6 protein-coding genes, 2 tRNA genes and 1 other annotated feature are annotated in these 20111 nt (G+C 26.8%); of the genes, 7 read left to right on the forward strand and 1 reads right to left on the reverse strand.

All coding sequences use genetic code 11. The features are described 5' to 3' along the window. Positions 1 to 193 precede the first annotated feature (193 nt). From ACUN06_RS01605 to ACUN06_RS01630, 6 genes are all read left to right on the forward strand, one after another. A tRNA-Lys gene (locus ACUN06_RS01605) sits at positions 194 to 269 on the forward strand. A 228-nt stretch (positions 270 to 497) separates the two neighbouring features. Continuing rightward, a tRNA-Lys gene (locus tag ACUN06_RS01610) sits at positions 498 to 573 on the forward strand. Positions 574 to 693: 120 nt separating this feature from the next. Beyond that, complete coding sequence (locus tag ACUN06_RS01615) at positions 694 to 1623, forward strand: alpha/beta hydrolase (protein WP_449389997.1); 930 nt, start codon at positions 694 to 696, stop codon at positions 1621 to 1623. 55 nt (positions 1624 to 1678) lie between these two features. Beyond that, the gene (locus ACUN06_RS01620; protein ID WP_449389998.1) at positions 1679 to 2803 is read left to right on the forward strand and encodes an AI-2E family transporter; all 1125 of its coding nucleotides are present in this window, start codon (positions 1679 to 1681) and stop codon (positions 2801 to 2803) included. 30 nt (positions 2804 to 2833) lie between these two features. Next, a complete protein-coding gene (gene mprF / locus ACUN06_RS01625; protein ID WP_449389999.1) occupies positions 2834 to 5347 on the forward strand; it encodes a bifunctional lysylphosphatidylglycerol flippase/synthetase MprF in 2514 nt (837 codons plus the stop codon). Between the two features lie 9 nt (positions 5348 to 5356). Continuing rightward, complete coding sequence (locus ACUN06_RS01630) at positions 5357 to 5905, forward strand: 5-formyltetrahydrofolate cyclo-ligase (RefSeq protein WP_449390000.1); 549 nt, start codon at positions 5357 to 5359, stop codon at positions 5903 to 5905. Positions 5906 to 6027: 122 nt separating this feature from the next. Here the strand turns inward: ACUN06_RS01630 and thrS are convergent, their stop codons facing one another. Further along, positions 6028 to 7959 (reverse strand): threonine--tRNA ligase, encoded by a 1932-nt coding sequence (thrS, locus tag ACUN06_RS01635; protein WP_294398866.1) that lies wholly within the window; start codon positions 7957 to 7959, stop codon positions 6028 to 6030. Positions 7960 to 8135: 176 nt separating this feature from the next. Next, positions 8136 to 8349 (reverse strand) — a binding site (T-box leader). 419 nt (positions 8350 to 8768) lie between these two features. Here thrS and ACUN06_RS01640 point away from each other — a divergent pair. Continuing rightward, positions 8769 to 20057: a hypothetical protein gene (locus tag ACUN06_RS01640; protein ID WP_449390001.1), complete on the forward strand. Its 11289-nt coding sequence runs from the start codon at positions 8769 to 8771 to the stop codon at positions 20055 to 20057. The last annotated feature ends 54 nt before the right edge of the window (positions 20058 to 20111 follow it).

Below are 20111 nucleotides of genomic sequence, written 5' to 3' on the forward strand. Positions count from 1 at the left end.
TCAGATAAAAAATAATTATTTCCTAATTATATAAAATTTATAACATATATTTTACTATTACTAATACTAATAATTTTATATTGAAGATAATGAAAAAATAAAGTAGCATATACAAGAAATTTATTTATTTAGAAATAAAAAAAAGTGTTGACAAAAAAAGTCGAATGATATAATATTATGTCATAAGATATTTGCGCCTTTAGCTCAGAAGATAGAGCACCTAGCTCTTAACTAGGGGGTCCGGGGTTCAAGTCCTTGAAGGCGCACCAAAGCAGAGGTAAAAAAACCTCTGCTTTTTTTATATATGGAAATTATAAAAATTTAAACTTATAAAGTTAATTATATCAATGAATTTTAATATTTAAGCAGTAAAATTGATATCACGAATAGGGCATGGCGGTAGCCACTTTGTTATATTTAAAAATGTTTAAAAGTTTTTTTGAAAATAGTATTGACAAAGAAAGTCGAATGATATAATATTATGTCATAAGATATTTGCGCCTTTAGCTCAGAAGATAGAGCACCTAGCTCTTAACTAGGGGGTCCGGGGTTCAAGTCCTTGAAGGCGCACCAAAGCAGAGGTAAAAAACCTCTGCTTTTTTTTATATAATAAATGATAACCTTTTTATATACAACATGTTATATAAATTAATATAAAAATTATATTAATTAGTGAAAACGGAGGTGGATTTCATGTTAGAAATAAGCGAATATGTAAATTTAAATGGAGTTAAACAATATATTCTTGCAACAGGTAATGAAAAAGGACCTTTAATGTTATTTCTACATGGAGGACCAGGAGTATCTCAAAGTGGTTTTATAAGAAAATATCAAAGCAAATTAGAAGAAGATTTTCTTGTTGTAAATTGGGATCAACGTGGTGCTGGAAAATCAAATACAAAGATATTTTCAAAAGATGAATTAAAAATAAATAATATTGTTAATGATGCTATTTCCTTAATAGAAATATTAAGGGATAGATTTAAAAAAAATCGTATTTATTTAGTAGGGCATTCTTTTGGAAGTTTGATAGGAATAATTTTATCACAAAAGATACCACAATATATAAAGGCATATATATCTATAGGCCAAGTTGTTAATATAAATGAAGGAGATAAATTTATTTATAAAATTTTATTAAAAAAAGTTAATAATGAAAATTATCAAAAGGGAATCAAAATTTTAAAAAATATAGGAAAACCACCTTACAAAACTCAAGATAGTATTAATAAATTAAATAAATTAATACAAAAGTATAAAGGTGATGTTTTTAAATTTAGCAAGATATCCCTTATGTTAAAAAGTATTTCCTTTAAATACTATAACTTATTTGATTGGTTTAAATTTTTAGGTGGAATTATTATTTCAAATAGATATATGTATTCAGAAATGTCATGTATAAACTTATTTAATACAAATAATAAGTTTGAAATTCCAATATATTTTTGTTGTGGAGATAATGATTACCATACTCCTAGTAAGATAGTAGAAGAATATTATAATTTTATAAATGCACCTAAAAAGCAAATATACAAGTTTAAGGCATCAGCACATATGCCTAATATAGAAGAAGAAACATGTTTTTATAATATGTGTAAGGCAATATATAGAGAAAATGAATAATTTTTATTATTAACTTAATATATAAAGCTAAAATTTTGATTTATAAGGAGGGGAAATGAATAAGAAATATTTTAAAGAAAATATACTAATAGTAACTTATGGACTAATAATGTTTTTTTTAATAAGTAATTTAAAGTATGTATCACATGTTATTGATAATTTAATAGAAATTATCTTACCAGTTATATTTGGATGTGTTTTAGCGTTTTTCTTAAATATGCCAATGAGCTTTTTAGAAAAGAGAATTAGAATATTACTGAAAAAATTTAATTTAAATGAAAAAAAAGTATTTACAATTAGTCGAGCTATGTCATTAGTAATAGTTTTTTTAACACTTATTATTGGAGGAACATTAGTTATTAATGTAGTAATACCTGAAATTTTACATAACTTATATACTTTTATAGAAAAGGCACCTGAACAAATTAAAAATATAGAAAAATTTTTAACTCAAAATAGCAATAATAATTATATATTAGAAACTATATTTTCCAAGTTCAATAAAGTAGATAATAATATTATGAGTATAGTAAATAATATACTAAAAACTTCATTTTCAGGAATTTTAAATATTACTTTAGGAATAACTAATGTTTTAATTAATTTAATTTTAGGTTTGGTAATATCTGTATATATTTTATTAGAAAAAGAAAGTCTAAAATTTCAAATTAAAACTATTATATGTAAGTTTATGAAAGATAAACATAAAAGATATGTTATAGAAACAATAAAATTGACTTATAGCAAATTTAAAAAATATATTTTTGGGCAAACAATTGATTCTTTTATATTATCTATAATGATATTTGTTAGTATGGCAATTTTAAATATTCCATATGGTTTATTTATAAGTTTAATACTTGGATTATGTGCAGCAGTACCAATTTTAGGACCATTTATAGGTATTATAATAACAACTATTATTATGATTATAGCTGGGTATAAAAACATATTGCTATTTATTTTTATAGTTGTGTTAATGCAACAAATTGAAGGGAATATAATTTATCCAATAGTTGTGGGAAATTCAATAGGACTTTCTTCATTATATATTGTTTTAATAGTTATTGTTTTTTCAAGTTTATTTGGTATTTTAGGAGTAATAGTTGGGGTTCCTTTATGTGGAGTATGTTATGAACTTATATGTAATTATATAAGGCAAAAAGATGTAGTAAATTGATAATTATTATAGTTAAAAAGGGGTAAAAAAATGAAAATAAATAAAAAGTTATTTAAGATAATACAAAGTATAATCATAGTAACAATATTTTTTCTAGCTTTTAAAGAATTATATAAAATATTTGTAGATATAGATATAAATTTATTTAAGAAATATGCTGATAGGTTAACAGCTCCTAACTTGTTAATAATTGCATTATTAGGAATAGTTTCTTATATGCCATTGTCATTTTATGATTTAATTACAAGGAAGAGCATACCAATAGATTTGCCAGTAAAGAAGGTATATAAATACTCTTGGATTGCTACTTCTATTTCAAATATTGTTGGATTTGGTGGTAGTTCTGCAATTCTTATAAAAAATTATTTTTATAAAAATCATGTAGATGACCAATCAAAATTAACAAAGGAAAATTTAAAGGTTGTAGGATTAAATTTAAGTGGTTTTTCTTTAATATGTCTTATATATAGCATATGGTGTGCATTTACCATTAAAAAGTTTGACATAGTTTTTTATGGTTCAACATTAGTGGGATTATATATTATAGGTGTTTTAATTTTCAGTACTTATAAGTTTATTAAAGATAAAGACAAAAATGCATATTTAGCTACTATAAAAATATCATTTATTTCAATTCTTGAATGGGCAACAACAATTTTATTAATTTATGGATTAATACTTATCATAGGGATAAAGGTAACATTAATTCAATTTTTCCCTGTTTATATTAAAGCAATAATAATAGCTATTATTAGTATGATTCCAGGTGGAGTAGGTACATTTGATTTAACTTTACTTACAGGATTAAAAAGTTTTAATGTTCAATCAGAGCAAATATTATTATTATTATTATTATATAGAATAAGTTACTATATAGTTCCTTTAGTTATAGGGGCAATATTATATATAGATGATGTATATAAAAAGGCTAATGTTGAAACAAGAGAATTAATATCAAGAGTTAATTCAAAAATATCAACTACACTTTTAATATTAATGGTTTATATTACTGGAATAGGTTTAATATTTTGGATAACAATTGATATACCAGCATTTATACATAAAACTACAATATTTAATATGGATATATTTGATTTTGCTATATCTTTAAGTATAATTTTAGGATTCTTATTAGTAGCATTAGCACCAATTTTAAGTACTAAAACTAAAAAAGTATATTATATTTTAATAGCATCTTTTTCTATAATAACAATATATTCACTAGTTGTTGTTAAAAGTTTTAACGCATGTATAATAAATGCAATTGCATGGGTATTAATAATTTTAAGTAAAAAAAGATTTTATAAAAAAGGTTTTATATTTACATGGAATAATGCAATAAAGGGTATAGCATCAGTTTTAGTATTACTTATATTAAACTTACAAATGGTATTTATTAAACCATCAGATGTAAAATTGTTTGAAGGAATAGAAGAATTTGATTTTGTAATGCCAAATGTATATGCAGATAAAGTATTAATTACTGTATTTTTAGGTGTAATAATATCAATATCATTAATTATAATTTTACTTAATATAAATAAATTTAATAAATTCCCTGCACAAAAATTAAATAAAGAAAGAATTATTGAATTAATATCTAAATATGGTGGTTCAAGCTTAGCGCATTATGTTTTTGTTGGAGATAAATATGTTCATATAAGTAAAAAAGAAGATGTATTTTTCCAATATCAAATTATAAGTGATAAAATAATAGTTTTAGGCGGCCCTATAGGGAATAGAGAAGCATTTTCTGAAGCAATTAAGGAGTTTTATGATTTAGCAGATTTGTATGGTTATACGCTAGTATTTAGTGGTGTAGATATGAATATATTTCCAGAACTTCATGACATGGGATATGATTTCCTTAAACTTGGTCAAGATGCACTTGTAAAATTAGATGAATTTTCATTAGCAGGAAATAAAAATAAAAGTAAACGACAAGCTGTATCTAGAATTGATAAAGCTGGATATACTTTTTCTATAGAAACACCTCCATTTACAGATGAATTATTTAAAGAATTAAAAGAAGTATCTGATGAATGGTTAAATGGAAAAAAGGAAAAGGGATTTGCTGTAGGATACTTTAACAAAGAGTATATGGAGATGGATAAAATAGCAATAGTTAGAAATAGTGAAGGTGAAATTAAAGCTTTTGCAAATATAATGCCTATGTATGATGGTAATAAGACATTATCTATAGATCTTATGAGATTTAAGAATATAGAGTTAAATGGAATAATGGACTTTATATTTGTAAACTTATTTGAGTATGGTAAAGAAAATGGATATGAATTCTTTAATTTAGGATTAGTTCCACTAGCAGATGTAGGTGAAAGTAACTATTCATTTATAAGAGAAAAAATAGCATATCAAATATTTAATAATGGAAACTTTATTTATTCATTTAAGGGGTTAAAGAAGTTTAAAGATAAGTATGCAAGTAAGTGGGATGATAAATATATAGCATACAAAAAGGAAAGTTCATTATTAATAACTTGTATTCAATTATTAACAATTTTATCTCAAGACAAGAAGGATTAATTGGGTATTATGGATAAAAATATTTTAAGAAAAGAAATATTAGAAAGAAGAAATTATCTAGAATTAGATAACAAAAGTAAATATGATAAGGTAATATTTAAAAAATTAATAAATAGTGATATTTATAAAAGATCAAAAAAAATATTTACTTATATAAGCTTTGGTTCAGAGGTAGATACTAAGAAATTTATAAATTATGCTATAAGTGATAATAAAGATATTTATGTTCCTAAAACAGATAAAGTTAATAAAGAAATGTTAGCAATAAAAATTAACAGTTTAAATAACATGAATGTGGATAAATTGGGTATACTTGAACCAAAGCATGTGGATAAAAGTAAAATTGGAGATAAGTTTGATTTAATAATAATGCCTGGTGTAGTTTTTGATAAGAATGGAAATAGGATTGGTTATGGTGGAGGGTATTATGATAAATATATTTCAAAACTTAATGATAAATGTGTTAAATTAGCCCTAGCATATGAATTGCAAATAGTAGAAAATATTAAATCAGAAATCCACGATATTAAAGTTGATTTTATTATAACTAACAAATAAAACTAAAATTTATATTAACTTGAAACTTGTAACTTTAAATAAGTTGTGTGAAAAGAAAAATCTAATGTAATGTGCAGATTACATTAGATTTTTTCTTATTTAAATTAATTTATTTTATAAAACTATCTTTCTTTGTTAGCTATTTCAGTAGTGATTCTAGAAACAAAAGCATCTAAAGCCATTGCACCTTCATCATCATTCTTTCTGCTTCTTACAGAAACTTCATTGTTTGCAGCTTCCTTTTCACCAACAACTAAGATATAAGGAACTCTTTCAAGTCTAGCTTCTCTAATCTTATAACCAATCTTTTCAACTCTGTGGTCAACTTCAACTCTAACACCATTTTTTCTTAAAGTCTTAACTACTTCATCAGCATATTCAGCATACTTATCAGATAGTGGAAGAACCTTAGCTTGAACAGGAGACATCCAAGTTGGGAAAGCACCAGCATACTTTTCAATTAAAGTTGCAATAGTTCTTTCATAACATCCAATTGAAGATCTGTGAATAACAAATGGTATTTTCTTTTCTCCATCTTTATCAATGTAAGTCATACCAAGTCTTTCACCTAAAGCAAAGTCAATTTGAACTGTGATTATTGTATCTTCTTTTCCATGAACATTTTTAGCTTGAATATCTAACTTTGGACCATAGAATGCTGCTTCACCTTCAGCTTCAACATAATCAATTCCTAAATGATCTAATATAGTTCTCATTTGATTTTGTGTAGCTTCCCAAGCCTCTGGGTTGTTTATATATTTTTCAGTATCTTTTGGATCCCATTTAGAGAATCTATAAGAAATATCTTCAGATATACCTAAAGTTTCCATAACGTAATTTATTAAATCAACAACTTCTTTAAATTCATCTTCTAATTGTTCTGGAGTACAAATTATATGACCTTCAGATAAAGTGAATTGTCTAACTCTAGTTAATCCATGCATTTCACCAGAAGCTTCTTTTCTAAATAAAGTAGAAGTTTCTGCATATCTTATAGGAAGATCTCTGTAGCTATGTTGTTCTGCATTATAAACTGTAAATTGGAATGGGCAAGTCATAGGTCTTAATGCCATAACTTCAGCATCTTTTTCTTCATCACCTAATACAAACATTCCATCTTTATAGTGGCTCCAGTGTCCAGAAGCAACAAATAAATCATTTTTAGACATAAATGGAGTTTTAGTTAATACATAGCCTCTTCTTTCTTCTTCATCTTCAATCCATCTTTGAAGAGTTTGGAATAATTTAGCTCCTTTTGGCATAAATAGTGGAAGACCTTGACCAACTTTCTCATCAGTTGTGAAGATTCCAAGTTCTCTTCCTAATTTATTGTGATCTCTCTTTTTAGCTTCTTCTAAAGCTTCTAAGTGAGCATCTAAATCAGCTTTCTTTAAAAATGCTGTTCCGTAAATTCTAGAAAGCATTTTATTTTTTTCATCACCTTTCCAGTAAGCACCAGCAGTTCTTAAAAGCTTTATGGCTTTAATATTTTTTAATGACATTACGTGAGGACCAGCACAAAGGTCTGTGAAATCACCAATTTTGTAGAAAGATATAATTTCATCTTCTGGAAGGTCATTTATTAATTCAACCTTATAAGGTTCATCCTTCATAAGTTCTAAAGCTTCATTTCTTGGAAGTTCAAATCTTTCTATTGAAGGATTTTCTTTTATTATTTTTTTCATTTCAGCTTCTATTTTATCTAAATCATCTGCTGTAAAAGCTTTTTCTACATCGAAATCATAATAAAAGCCGTTAGCAATTGCAGGACCTATAGCAATTTTTGCTTCAGGGAATAATCTTTTTACTGCAGCAGCAAGAACATGAGAAATACTATGTCTTACAGTATCTTTTCCTTCTTGAGCATCAAAAGTGCAAATTTCTAATTCACAATCTTCATTTAAAGTTGTTCTTAAATCAACAACATTTCCATTTACTATTCCACATTGTGCAACTCTTGCTAAACCTTCACTAATTGCTTTAGCAACATCTAAAACTGAAGATCCATTTTCAACTTCTTTAATAGATCCATCTTTTAAAGTAATTTTAATCATTTTTAATAACTCCCTTCATTTTTATGTTTTTAGTTAATAATAATGTTGTAAAAAGGTTAAATATGTGTGTAGCGTTTTGAGGTTAACCTTAATGCAAATTTAAACTTAATTAATTTTGTTAATAAGTTTATGTATAAAAAAAGCTCGTCGTCGCTTTTCTTATACAAATAGTATAGAAAAGGGACGAGAGCATTATAATTCCCGCGGTTCCACCCTTAATTGCCTATAAAATAAAGGCCTCTTAAGAAAACACCGTAACGTGATGCAACGGACTGGATTAGAGTCTCTCAGAGGTAGTTTTCAATTAATTTCATATAAAAATACTTTCAGCTATTGTATTTTCTCTCTGAAAATGAAGGTTTAATTTACTTGTCTCTTCATAGATTTAATTTATGGGGTTGTTTCATTAAAAATAAATACTATAATATATTAGATTAATTTTTAATTATAAAAATAATATATTATATAATTTTTAATTTGATGACTCCATTTTTAAGTTTTATTTAACAATAATTATAAATATCTAAATTAATTATGTCAATAAACTAGTAATGATTAATTTTTTAAAGAATTAATTATTTAAAGCATAAGTTGAATAAAATAAAACAAATTACGACAAAAAGCTACAAAAATTTAAATATTAGTGTAAAATAATAAAAGTATAATGCTATCTTTACGATTAGCATTAAAAATGCTCTTTATATTAATATCACAATCTATGAAGGGAGGGTGAATTTAATATTTTAATTATCTATAAATATAAAAAGTTTATATTTATTTAATTAAATAGAAGGGAGTGAAAAAAACAAATGAATAAAAGGTTAGTGTCCATTATTTGTGCAGCGGCATTATTTACTCAAACCTTGCCAACAAATGCAATTGCAACAACAATTGAAGATGCATTTATTAAAAAAGGTTTAAATAGTGAAGTTGATAAGGATAAAAGTGATTCTAATAGTGAAGAATCAAGTTCTAAAGATGAAAATGAGACAAGCCAAGACAACAAGTTAAAGGAAGAAGAATTAGGACTTGATAAAGTTAAATTTAATGCATATATAGATAAAACTGATCAATTATTGTTTTCTATTGGATTTGATGAAAAAGAAAAGAAATTCACTGTTAGTGAACAATCTGAAAAGAATATATCAGAAGAAACTCCAGAAGAAACAATGTATACTATAAAAATATTTGATAAAGAGCAAAAAGAGAAATTTTCAGTAGAACTTAAAGGTAAGGATACTGGAAATTCTGAAAAATTAGAGCCATTAAAAAGTTTAAACTATGAAGTAGGCGATTTTATACAAATAACACCTACTGATAGTAAGGATGTATTAAAGATTACTGGTAATATTCAAGGCGATGTGGACAAGCAAAAGGAAGATTATTCTGATGGAATTGATAATTATGATTACATTGGAAATGTAAGATTCCAAGTTGAAGAAGATCACCTTAAAACTGTATATAATGAAGCACCAGTTATAAATGGACTTACAGATATTGAAGAATCAGAAAATCCTATGAATGATATTCTTACTGGAATATCAATAAAGGATGATCATGATGGGGATATTGATAATTCTAAAATTGTGCCTTTAATAACAGAACTTGAAGGTGGAGTTTTAGAGGTAAGTTATACTGTTGAAGATAGCTGGGGAAGAAAAGCAACTGGTAAGAGAAAGATTTCACCTAAAAAAGTGGAACAAGAAGAAGTAAAACAAGAAGAGCCAAAAATTATTAGGGAAGAAATTAATTTACGTACTGGAAGTTCAAGTGGTAATACAAGTCAAACTGCTACTGGATTAGCTGCCAATGTAATAACAGTTGAAGGGACACCATATTATGGGAGTCAAATAGCAAGATTTGAAATAAGATTCGACACTATAGCAAATCAAATACAAATAGCAAATGAAGATGGAAGAAAGTTAAGTAATTCAGTTGATGGAGAATACTTTAAGTTTGTATTATACGATAAGGATATGAATGTAAAAACTTCAGCAACCTTATTAGGTAGTGACAAAAGTGACTCTGATAAATTAGATGCTATAAATAATTATCTTTTTGAAGAAGGGGATTATATAGGAATATGGCATGCAGAAACTAAGAATGGAACAAATAATGAAAGTGATCCAGAAAATAATCCAAGTTCCCCTTCATTTATTCCTAAGCTTAAAATAGATGGACAAATAAATGTTTTATCCAAAAATGATTCAGGTGATTTAACTGAAAATGGACAAATTAAAAACTATTCTAATGGGATGGATAATCAAGAGATTTCATCTAGAAGATTTAGAATTACAAAAAGTGGATTAAAAGAAGTAACTAATCAAGCACCTGAAATACAATCTTTAAATGCTGTTACAATAGCAAGAGGTGGAGAGTTTGATCCATTAAAGGAGATAAAAAATAATAAAATAACAGATGACTTTGATAAATTTACTGAAGATAATTTAGATGCTAGAGTTGTTTCAATAAGTCATAGTGATTTTAATAATTCTAAAGTTGGAACTCAAACTATAACATATACTGTTACAGATAGTTGGGGTAAATCTAGTACTGCACAAATGAATTTAATAGTTACATCAAGCAATCCAATTGATGAAAAGTATATAGAATTAAAAGATGGAGATAAAAGTCTATTTAAAATAAAATTTGATTCTGTAGAACATAAATTTTTAGTAGATAACTTAGAAAATATAGTGGATAAACCTATAGATTCATCAGTATCATCATCTATATTTAAGTTAAAGGTATATACAAATGGTGGTGTATTACAAAAAACATTAAACATTAAAGGTACTGACAATTTAAAATCAGTATTAAAGAAGTTTGATGGTTATAAATATACTGTTGGTGATCGTATAGAAGTATGGTCAAATAATCCTAAAAATATAATAATTCATGGTGTAGATAGAGATGAAAATAAGCTTCCTGAACAAAATCCAAGTGAAACACCAACTGAACCTTCAGATGGAAATACGGAACAACAACCTAATGGAGGGTCAAGTGAAACACCAGAAAATGGTGGGGGAGAACAAGCTCTAGAATTAACAACTAGAGCAGGCAATACAAATCAAGCAGAAAGTTATCAAGAAAATTATGAAGATGGAATTGATGATTCTGATTACATGAAAAATGTAAGATTTGAAATAGGAGCTGATAAGCTAAAGTATATTTATAATAAGGCGCCTGAATTTAAAGTAGAAGATAGTGTTAAACTAAAAGTTAATAGAGATGGAACTTTAAATAAAGAAGATTTAATGATGGGTTTAACCGTTAATGATGATCATGATGGTGATAGTTTAACTCAAAAGGTTATTGTTGGAGAGTTAGATACTAGTACTATTGGTGAAAAAGAAGTTGAATATAGAGTTATAGATAGCTGGGGAAGAAGTTCACTTATAAAAAGAAAAGTAACTGTATATCCTTATAATAATTTAGAATATAACTATATAAATGTTAAAAATAATGAAACAGGTGAATCTATTTTAAAGATTAGGTTTGATGATATTAACAAGAAGTTTGTAGTTGATAAAGTTGATAAAAGTAAAATACCAAGTAGTTTAAATAATGATAATAAAGTATTTGAAATTAAACTTATAAAAAAGGAAGATATAAACTCTAGAAGTAATGAAGATAATGTTAAAGTAAAAACTATAAGTTTAACTAAAAAAGAGTTAATAGATGGTGATAAAGTTAATGAGATTAATAATTTATCATATGAAGGTTTTGATTATGTTTCTTTATGGGTTTATAATTCAAATGATGGTATATCTATATCTAAAAATCCAAATTTAATTTCAGAAGAAAAATTTATAAGAAATAGTATTTCAGAAGAAGACTCTTCAAAATATATCCTTTTAAATGGTTTTAAAAATCAAGAAGAAATGCAAAATACTAGGTTTGAAATAAAGTCTGAAGGATTAGAAAAAATATATAATAAAGGACCTGTAATTAATGGATTAAACGATACTTTATATGTATATAAAAACAATAATATAACAAAAGAGTATGCATTAAAAGGAGTAACTGTAACGAGTGATATAGATAATACAATTTCTAATGAGAAAGTATTAATTACAAATATAGACAATAAACCACTTAAAGACTTACATGACGAAGTTAGTACAATTGGGAATTTTATATTGAAGTATACAGTTACAGACTCATGGGGAAGAAGTGCTACGTATAATAGAACTGTATCTGTAATATCAAGATCTGTATCAAATGATTTTGAATTTTATAATGAGGATGGCAATAATAAAGTATTTTCGCTTAAATATAATCCAATATCGAATATATTTGATGTAACTGAAAACAAAGTAGATACTAATCCGAAAGATGATGAAGCACCGCCAGCAGCAGGAAATCAACCTAGTGAACCTATATTACCACCAAATGGAAATCAAAATCCAAGTGAATCAGAACCTCCAGAAAATGTGGGTGGAGTAGAATCAGATGAAAGTGATGTTGAGTTACAAGTTGAAGATGGCACTTTAAATGAAGGTAACAGTGATACATCACAAGGAGATGGTCCTTCAAGTGAAAATACACCTGAGCAAGACGGTAACGGTTCACAAGAAGGAGATACAGATGATGATTCTGAAAATGATTCTTCTGGTGATGATATTCAACAACCACAAGAAAAAATTGTATTTAAGTTAACTATCTTTAATGTTGAAGAACAAAAAGTTGGAGAAATTGGATTAACTGAAGAACAGACAAAAAATATAGAATATATTAAAAGTAAGTTAGATAATATTACTATTTATGATGAATATTATGTTAGTGTATGGAGTAATAAACCACAAAGAATAAAAATTACGGGCTATATGACTGGGAATAATGAGTTAGGTGAATCAGGAAAAGAAGAGCAAAATTATTCAGAAAATATAATAAAGAGTGATTATATTGATAATGTTAGATTCCACTTTACAGTAGATGGAATACATGCTATTTACAATAAAGCACCTAGAATAAATTTTATTCGAAGGAATAAGGATGTTGTTACTGAGTATGCTGGAAATCTTATTGATTATACAGATAATATGTTAATAGAAGATGACCGTGATGGAGTTATTGATAATAGCAATGTAGAAGTTGACTTTGGTAAAAAAGAAGATGGTACTAAAAAGAAGGAAGAAGATTTAGTTATAGGTGAAAACACTGTTAGTTTAACTGTTAAAGATAGTTGGGGAAGAGTTACAACTATTAATAGAAAAGTAGAAATATTGAATGGTATTGATAAAAATAATATTGTGTTTAATGGTTCTGATGGAAAAATAATAGATATTGGATTTGATCATACAAATAATAAATTAAAAGTAAATCAATATGGAAATACGTTTGGTAGTGGTAGTATTTCGAATTATGTGAAAATAGCTATATATAGACCAAGAGAAAATAGTAGTGAACCGGAAACTATTGTTTCACAGATAGGCATAGGCGTAGGAACAACTATTACAGAAGAGATGTTAAAACCATTAAAAGATTATACTTTTAAATATGGTGATTATTTTGAAATTTATCATGGACATCCAAGTAAATTTTCTATAACAGGAAGTGTAATTGATGAAAGAGAAGATTATACTGATGGTGTACAAAACCCTGAAAATTTACTTAATGTAAAATTTGTAATTACAAAAAGTGGTTTAAAATCTGTATATACTAATCCTGATAAAGATAAAGTAAATGATAATAAGGTTGTATTTGGACCAGTTGCACCAGAAAAATTTCCATTTAAAATTCAAATTGATTTTTCAGATAGGAGATTCAAGGTAATAGAAACAACAGCAACACAAATTATATATGGAAATAGCGCTGATGTTTATAAGATTGTTCTATTGGACCCTAATAAAAGAAAAAAAAGAGAAACAATTTTCAGGGGGACAGACGATGGTAGTGTTGTTATGAATAAGAATAATAATAGAGGTGAAAAAAATTGGAACAATCAGGAATTTAATTATGGAGATTACTTATACATATCTCATGCTGAGCCTAAAAGATCTATTATAAAAGGAACTATAACAGATGAAAGAGAAGATTATAGTGATGGTGTTGATGATATAGATAATATGAACCATGTTATATTTAGATTAACAGCAACTGGATTAGAATCTGTATATAATGAAGCACCTAAAATAGAAGGTGTAGAAGATAAGGATATATATATTGGTGAAATATTTAATTCTAGTGAAGGAGTAACTTATTCAGACGACCATGATAATGATAATTTAACAAAAAATATTTCAGGTGATAATTTTACTACAAATGAACCAGGAGTACATATAGTAACTTATACTGCAACAGATCGTTGGAATAAAACTACAACAGTAAATAGAAAGGTTACAGTAAGACCTAATTTATATAAAAATGTATTTAAGGTATTTTCTGAGAGTGATAACACATCAACAACTACTAAAAGTGAAGATTCAATAGATGAGGATAATTCATCTCAATCAATTCCAGAAGAACCTAGTATAGGGGGTTCAAATTCGGATATTGGAGACTCTGGAAATACGGATTCTGGGTCAAACAATCCAGGAGAAAATACACCTGAAAATAATACTAGAACACCGGTATTTGAAATAGGATTTGATACTATTACTAATAAATATAAAGTATATAATACTACAGATAAAAAGCTGTCCATAAATAATATGGAAAGTGAAGCATTTACAATTGAAATTAGGAGTTCAGATTTAAATCAAAAGATAAAAGTTACTTTAACAGGTAATGATAGAGGTACTTCCCCTAAATTATTAGCACTTAATAATTTAACTTATGAAGAAGGGGATATTATAAGAGTATATAGAAGTGATTTAAAAGGGATTAAAATTACTGGAACTATAACTGGAGATATTCCTAGAGAAGAGCATGATATGAATGATGCTAATAATAAATTTGATTATATGAATAACACAGGTTTTATAGTAAGTAATGATGGTTTAAGTGCTAAATATAATAAGGCTCCTATTATAACTGGGGTTGAAGAAACTAAAACTATTAGTAAAGGTACTGTAGATTTATTAGATGGAATAAATGTAAGTGATGATATTGATACAGAGATTTCGAAACAATATGTATCTGTATATGTAAATGAAGAATTGGTAGAACATGAATCAGGGCAAGTAGATGTATGTAATTATAACTTTGATAAAGTAGGCGTTTATAAAGTAGAATATAAACTTTATGATAGCTGGGGTAGAGCAACGCTTAAAGAATCTACAATAAATGTACAATCAAAAGTAAGAGAAAATGAAATTGAAGTTTATGGACCTAATAATGATTTAGCTTTTAGAATTACATTTGATACAAATAAAAATAAATTTGTATTAAAAGGTAAAAATAATACAGAGAATGATTCTTCATCAGAAGAAAGTAATGATCAAGAAGGTACAATAGATACATATTCAGATCAATCAAATAGTGAAAAATATTTTGAAATGATTGTAAGAGATGCCAAAGGTAATGAAAGAAAAAAGGTGACATTAACTGGAGAAGAAAATCATGATAGGAAGCAACTAGAAGCATTACATCAATTTGAATTTAATAGATATGATACTATAAGTTTATATGGTAAAACTCCAGAAGTTGTAAAAATTAAAGGAGATGTTGTTTCAGAAGTAAACACTAAATCAATTACTACCAACTATTCAAATGGATTTGATACAGTTGAAAAGTATTCAGAAGTTAGATTTAAAATAACTGATGATGGGCTTAGAGAAATGACAAAAAAATCTTTAAGAATTAATGGAGCAGATCCTATAACTATAAAAAGAGGAGATACCTTAGATCTTTTAGAAGGTGTATCAGTAAATGTTAATGATGAAAATAATGAGGATTATGAATTAACAGTAGAAGAAATAACATCTAATGGTAAAGCAGTGATTATAACAGATGATGAAAGCGATACTAATGATTCAAATCAAAATGGAATCACATCTCAAGATAAATTTAAGTTTACTAAATTAAAAGAAGGAACTTATACTATAAAATATACTGTTACAAATAGCTGGGGTGCTACTACTACAGTTGATAGAAAAATAACAGTTGACCCTAGAACAGGCTTAGAAGCTGTAAAGTTAACTGTAAAAGATTATCAGGGAGAAGACATACTTGTAATAGGATTTGATTCTATAGAAAGAAAACTTAGAGTTATAGAATATAAAAAGAAAAGTATTAATTATTTAGTTAGCTCTCAGGTTTTTGAAATAAATGCATTTGATTCATTAGGAAAAACAATAGGAACTATTGCTTTAAAGGGAGATCAAACTATAAATGAAGAAATAATAAATAGAATAAATGCTTTCAGTTATGAAGAAGGTTATTCATTAAGTGTTTGGTCAAAAGAATTAGAAAATAGAATAAATATAGAAGGTACTATAAAAGTTGATAATAATTCTACGGAAGAAAGTAAAAAAAGTATATATAAAACAAGTCTTTCATTAGATGATAAAAAAGATAAAATGGAAAATGGTAGATTTGAAATTTTAAGTGATGGATTAAAGTATATCTATAATAATGCACCTACAATTACTGGTGGAGAGCAAACAATACCATATTATAAGGGAAGTTTGTTAAGTATACCAAGTGATTTAAAGGTAGAGGATGACCATGATAATATAAGTTCTAGCCAAGTAACGATAGATGATGACCAAGTTGATTATGATAAATTAGGACTTCAGAATATAACATATGTTGTTGAAGATAGTTGGGGAAGAAAAGGTACAAAACCAGGAAAAATTGAAATTAGATCTTCTATGGATAGTAATAGTATAGATATTTATCCAAAAGAAAATTCAACAACTAGTGGAACTACATCAGAAGGTATACAACAACCTAATCCAAATCCAGAAGATACTACACAAGGAGAATCACCTCAAACTAGAACTACTGAAATTGAAAGTGATAGTGGAAGTATTGAAAATGGAAATACTAGTGAAGGTACTAATCCTAATCCAGAGACTGGAGGAACAGTAACAGATGGAATAACTCAAGCTCCAGAAGGTGGAAATAATACTTCAGGTAGTGCTTCTGACGGACCTACAACTCCAGATAATGAAACTGTTAAAAATAGTGGATTTTCTATAAAGTTTGTTAGAGAAGGTGATAAAAATAGAATTAAAGTTGAGTTAGGAACAAAAAAGGATGAGAAATTTGACTCAAATAATTCTGAACAAACATTCTTGACAATAAAAATTTATGATGTTGATGGAACAGTATTAAAATCAATAGATATTTTAGGAAAAGATACTGGGATAACTGCAAAAGAAAAAATAGAAGCTGCATTGAAAAATAGCAATAAAGATAATGGTGAAAATCCAGATCAAGAAGATGAGGTTGAAGAAGAAGCACAAATTAATACAGGCTCAGATTCAGGAAAAGATGATCAGGAAGATACAGATGATGAAAGCTCTCAGGGGGGAAGTAATTTAAATAATAATGAATTTGAATACTTTAATGGGCAATATATTGCTATAGAAGGTGTAACTGAGGCAACAAAAAGTTCTGTAAAAATCCAAGGAACTGTTGTTAATAAGCAAGATGACTATAACATAGGTGTTAGTGAAGTTGATAAAATTAAAAATGTTAGATTTAAGTTTAGTGACTTAGGATTAGAAGCAGTTTATAATAATGCACCAGTAATAAAAATAGATGAAAATATTAAATTAGATGGTACTGAAAGAAAAACTAATTCTAATATAGGAGGAGATTCATCTCAAAGAACAGAAATTTCTAATGAGGAAGATGCTGATGGTACTAAAGGTGATACTTTTAATTATTTAAGAGGTGTAACTTTATTTGATGACCATGATACATTAACTAAAGAAAATGTAGAAGTTAAGTGGAATGAAAAGTTTATAGGTGATACAAATGATTATAAAACAACTGAAAAAACTGCTTCATCAGAAAGTTCAGAACAAGAGCCTACGTCCATAGAAAATGGAATAAAAGTATATGGTCAACAAAAAGTTGGTGAAAATATACTATATTATAAAGTAACAGATTCTTGGGGAAGAGTTACTTTTGCGCAAAGAAAAAATATAAAATTAAAAAATGGTGCTTTTGAAGATAATATTAAATTTGGTAATGGTAATTATGGGGATGATAAATTAAGTTTAAAATTTAATAAAGTTACAAATGATACTGAAGAAAAAGTTCAATTACAATTAACGGCAAATGACAATAATAATTACTTTGCAACAAGTGATGCTGATTTTGAGTATTATAAGATAGAGGTATGGGTACCTGATAATACTTTATCTAACAATAGAACTAATGGATATTCATGTTTTAAAAATTTGGTTTTTAGAGGAAATCAGAAACCACAAGATGTTCAAGATGAGATAAACTCATTTAATGAATTAAAAGTTCCTTATGGAACAATACTTAAAATTTATTCTGGACATCCTCAGTTATTCTCTATTGATGGACCTATTAGAAATGGAAAAGAAGATTATTCGGATAAAGTTCAAAATCCAGAAAATCTTGTTAATACTGTATTTAAAATTACAAATGAAGGATTAAGAGCTATTTATGTTACTCCAAGAACTGATAGTATAAATGATAATGAGAATTTAATTTCATTAGTAGCTCCTGAAAAAATACCACTTAAAATTAAGGTTAGTAATAATGGAAGTAGTGGAGGAAGTTTTTCTATTGTAGATAGTAATGCTACAAGAATAGAGAATGGAGTAGACAGTATTGTATTTAAAATGGAATTAAAAGGAGTTAATGGAAGCACTAAAAGAGTAGTTGAAATTAAAGGAGATGTAGATGGTAATCATAATAGTGTTAAAGAGAAATTTAGAAATTTAACATATGAATATGGAGATACATTAACTATTTCTCATACAACACCTAAAAAAGTTCTTATAAAAGGTAATATAAAAGGTAATAGAGAAGATTATTCTGATGGTGTAGATAACAGTTTAAATCTTACAGAAGCAGTATTTAAGTTAACTGCAACTGGTATGGAAGTAACTTATAAATCAGCACCTAAAATAATGGGAATATTAGATATGGAAGTAATAAAGGGTGGAACTATAAATTACGAGCAATTAAAAAGTAGTGTAACTGCTAAGGATAATATAGATGGAACAATTGAAGATATAGAATATTTAGATGATAATAGCATAAACACCGATAAAGTTGGTATGTATGAATACAGATATCGAGTTACTAATAGTAATAATCGTACCACAACAAAATCAAGTACAATAACTGTATATGACTTACCTGAAATTGAGAAAAATAATAAAGCAACAATAGAACTTAATTCTATAGATGATTCAGAGGAGGCTATTAAAGATTATTTAAAAACAGCTGTAGATGTAAGTGATGGAGACGATGAACTTTATGGTAAGGAAACAAAGTTAGAAGTTAAGAGTAATAATGTTAATCCTAATAAAGAAGGTAAATATGAAGCAACGTATATTGCTACTGATTTATATGGAAGGTCAACAACAGAAACAAAAGAAATACAAGTTGTTAGAACTATAAATGTAACAGTACCAACTAAGCTTCCATTCCAAGTTGTAACAAACTTAATGCCAAGTGAAGATAAAGACTCAACAGTAGATGAAACAACTAATGGCTTTGTATCTGGAGTATTAAAATTAAAAAATAACAATACAAGTCCAGTAAAAGTTAGCGTTGCATCATTTGGTAAAAAAGCTGATTCAGGAAAACTTGAAATTGTAGATCCAAAGTCTTGTGATTGGGATAACATGAATGAACAAGATTCCATGACAAAAATGGCATTAGGCCTTTATATAAAGAATAATTCATTAACAGGGTCAGATTATAATACTGAAAATAATCCTTTATGGTTATCAACAAACAAGCAAAATAGTGATACAGCTAACCCAGATTCTCCAGATGATTCACAAGAACCAAGTTCAAGAACTGGAACAACTGAAGATACTAATGCAAATGAAGTTAATGTAATAAATAAAGAATTAGGAGTTCTACAAAGAAGAGAAACGAGAGATTCTGCTCCAGCAGAAGCTAGTATAGGTTTTACAAGCAAACATGGTAAAAACTTTATTGGTGGAAGTGTTACAGGAAAATTTGAATTAATATTTAAATTTGAATAATTAACTAAAATTTATGGAGTTGTAATTAAATTGAATTAAAAAATTCAATTTAAT

The organism is Clostridium sp. ETTB3 (assembly GCF_053571985.1).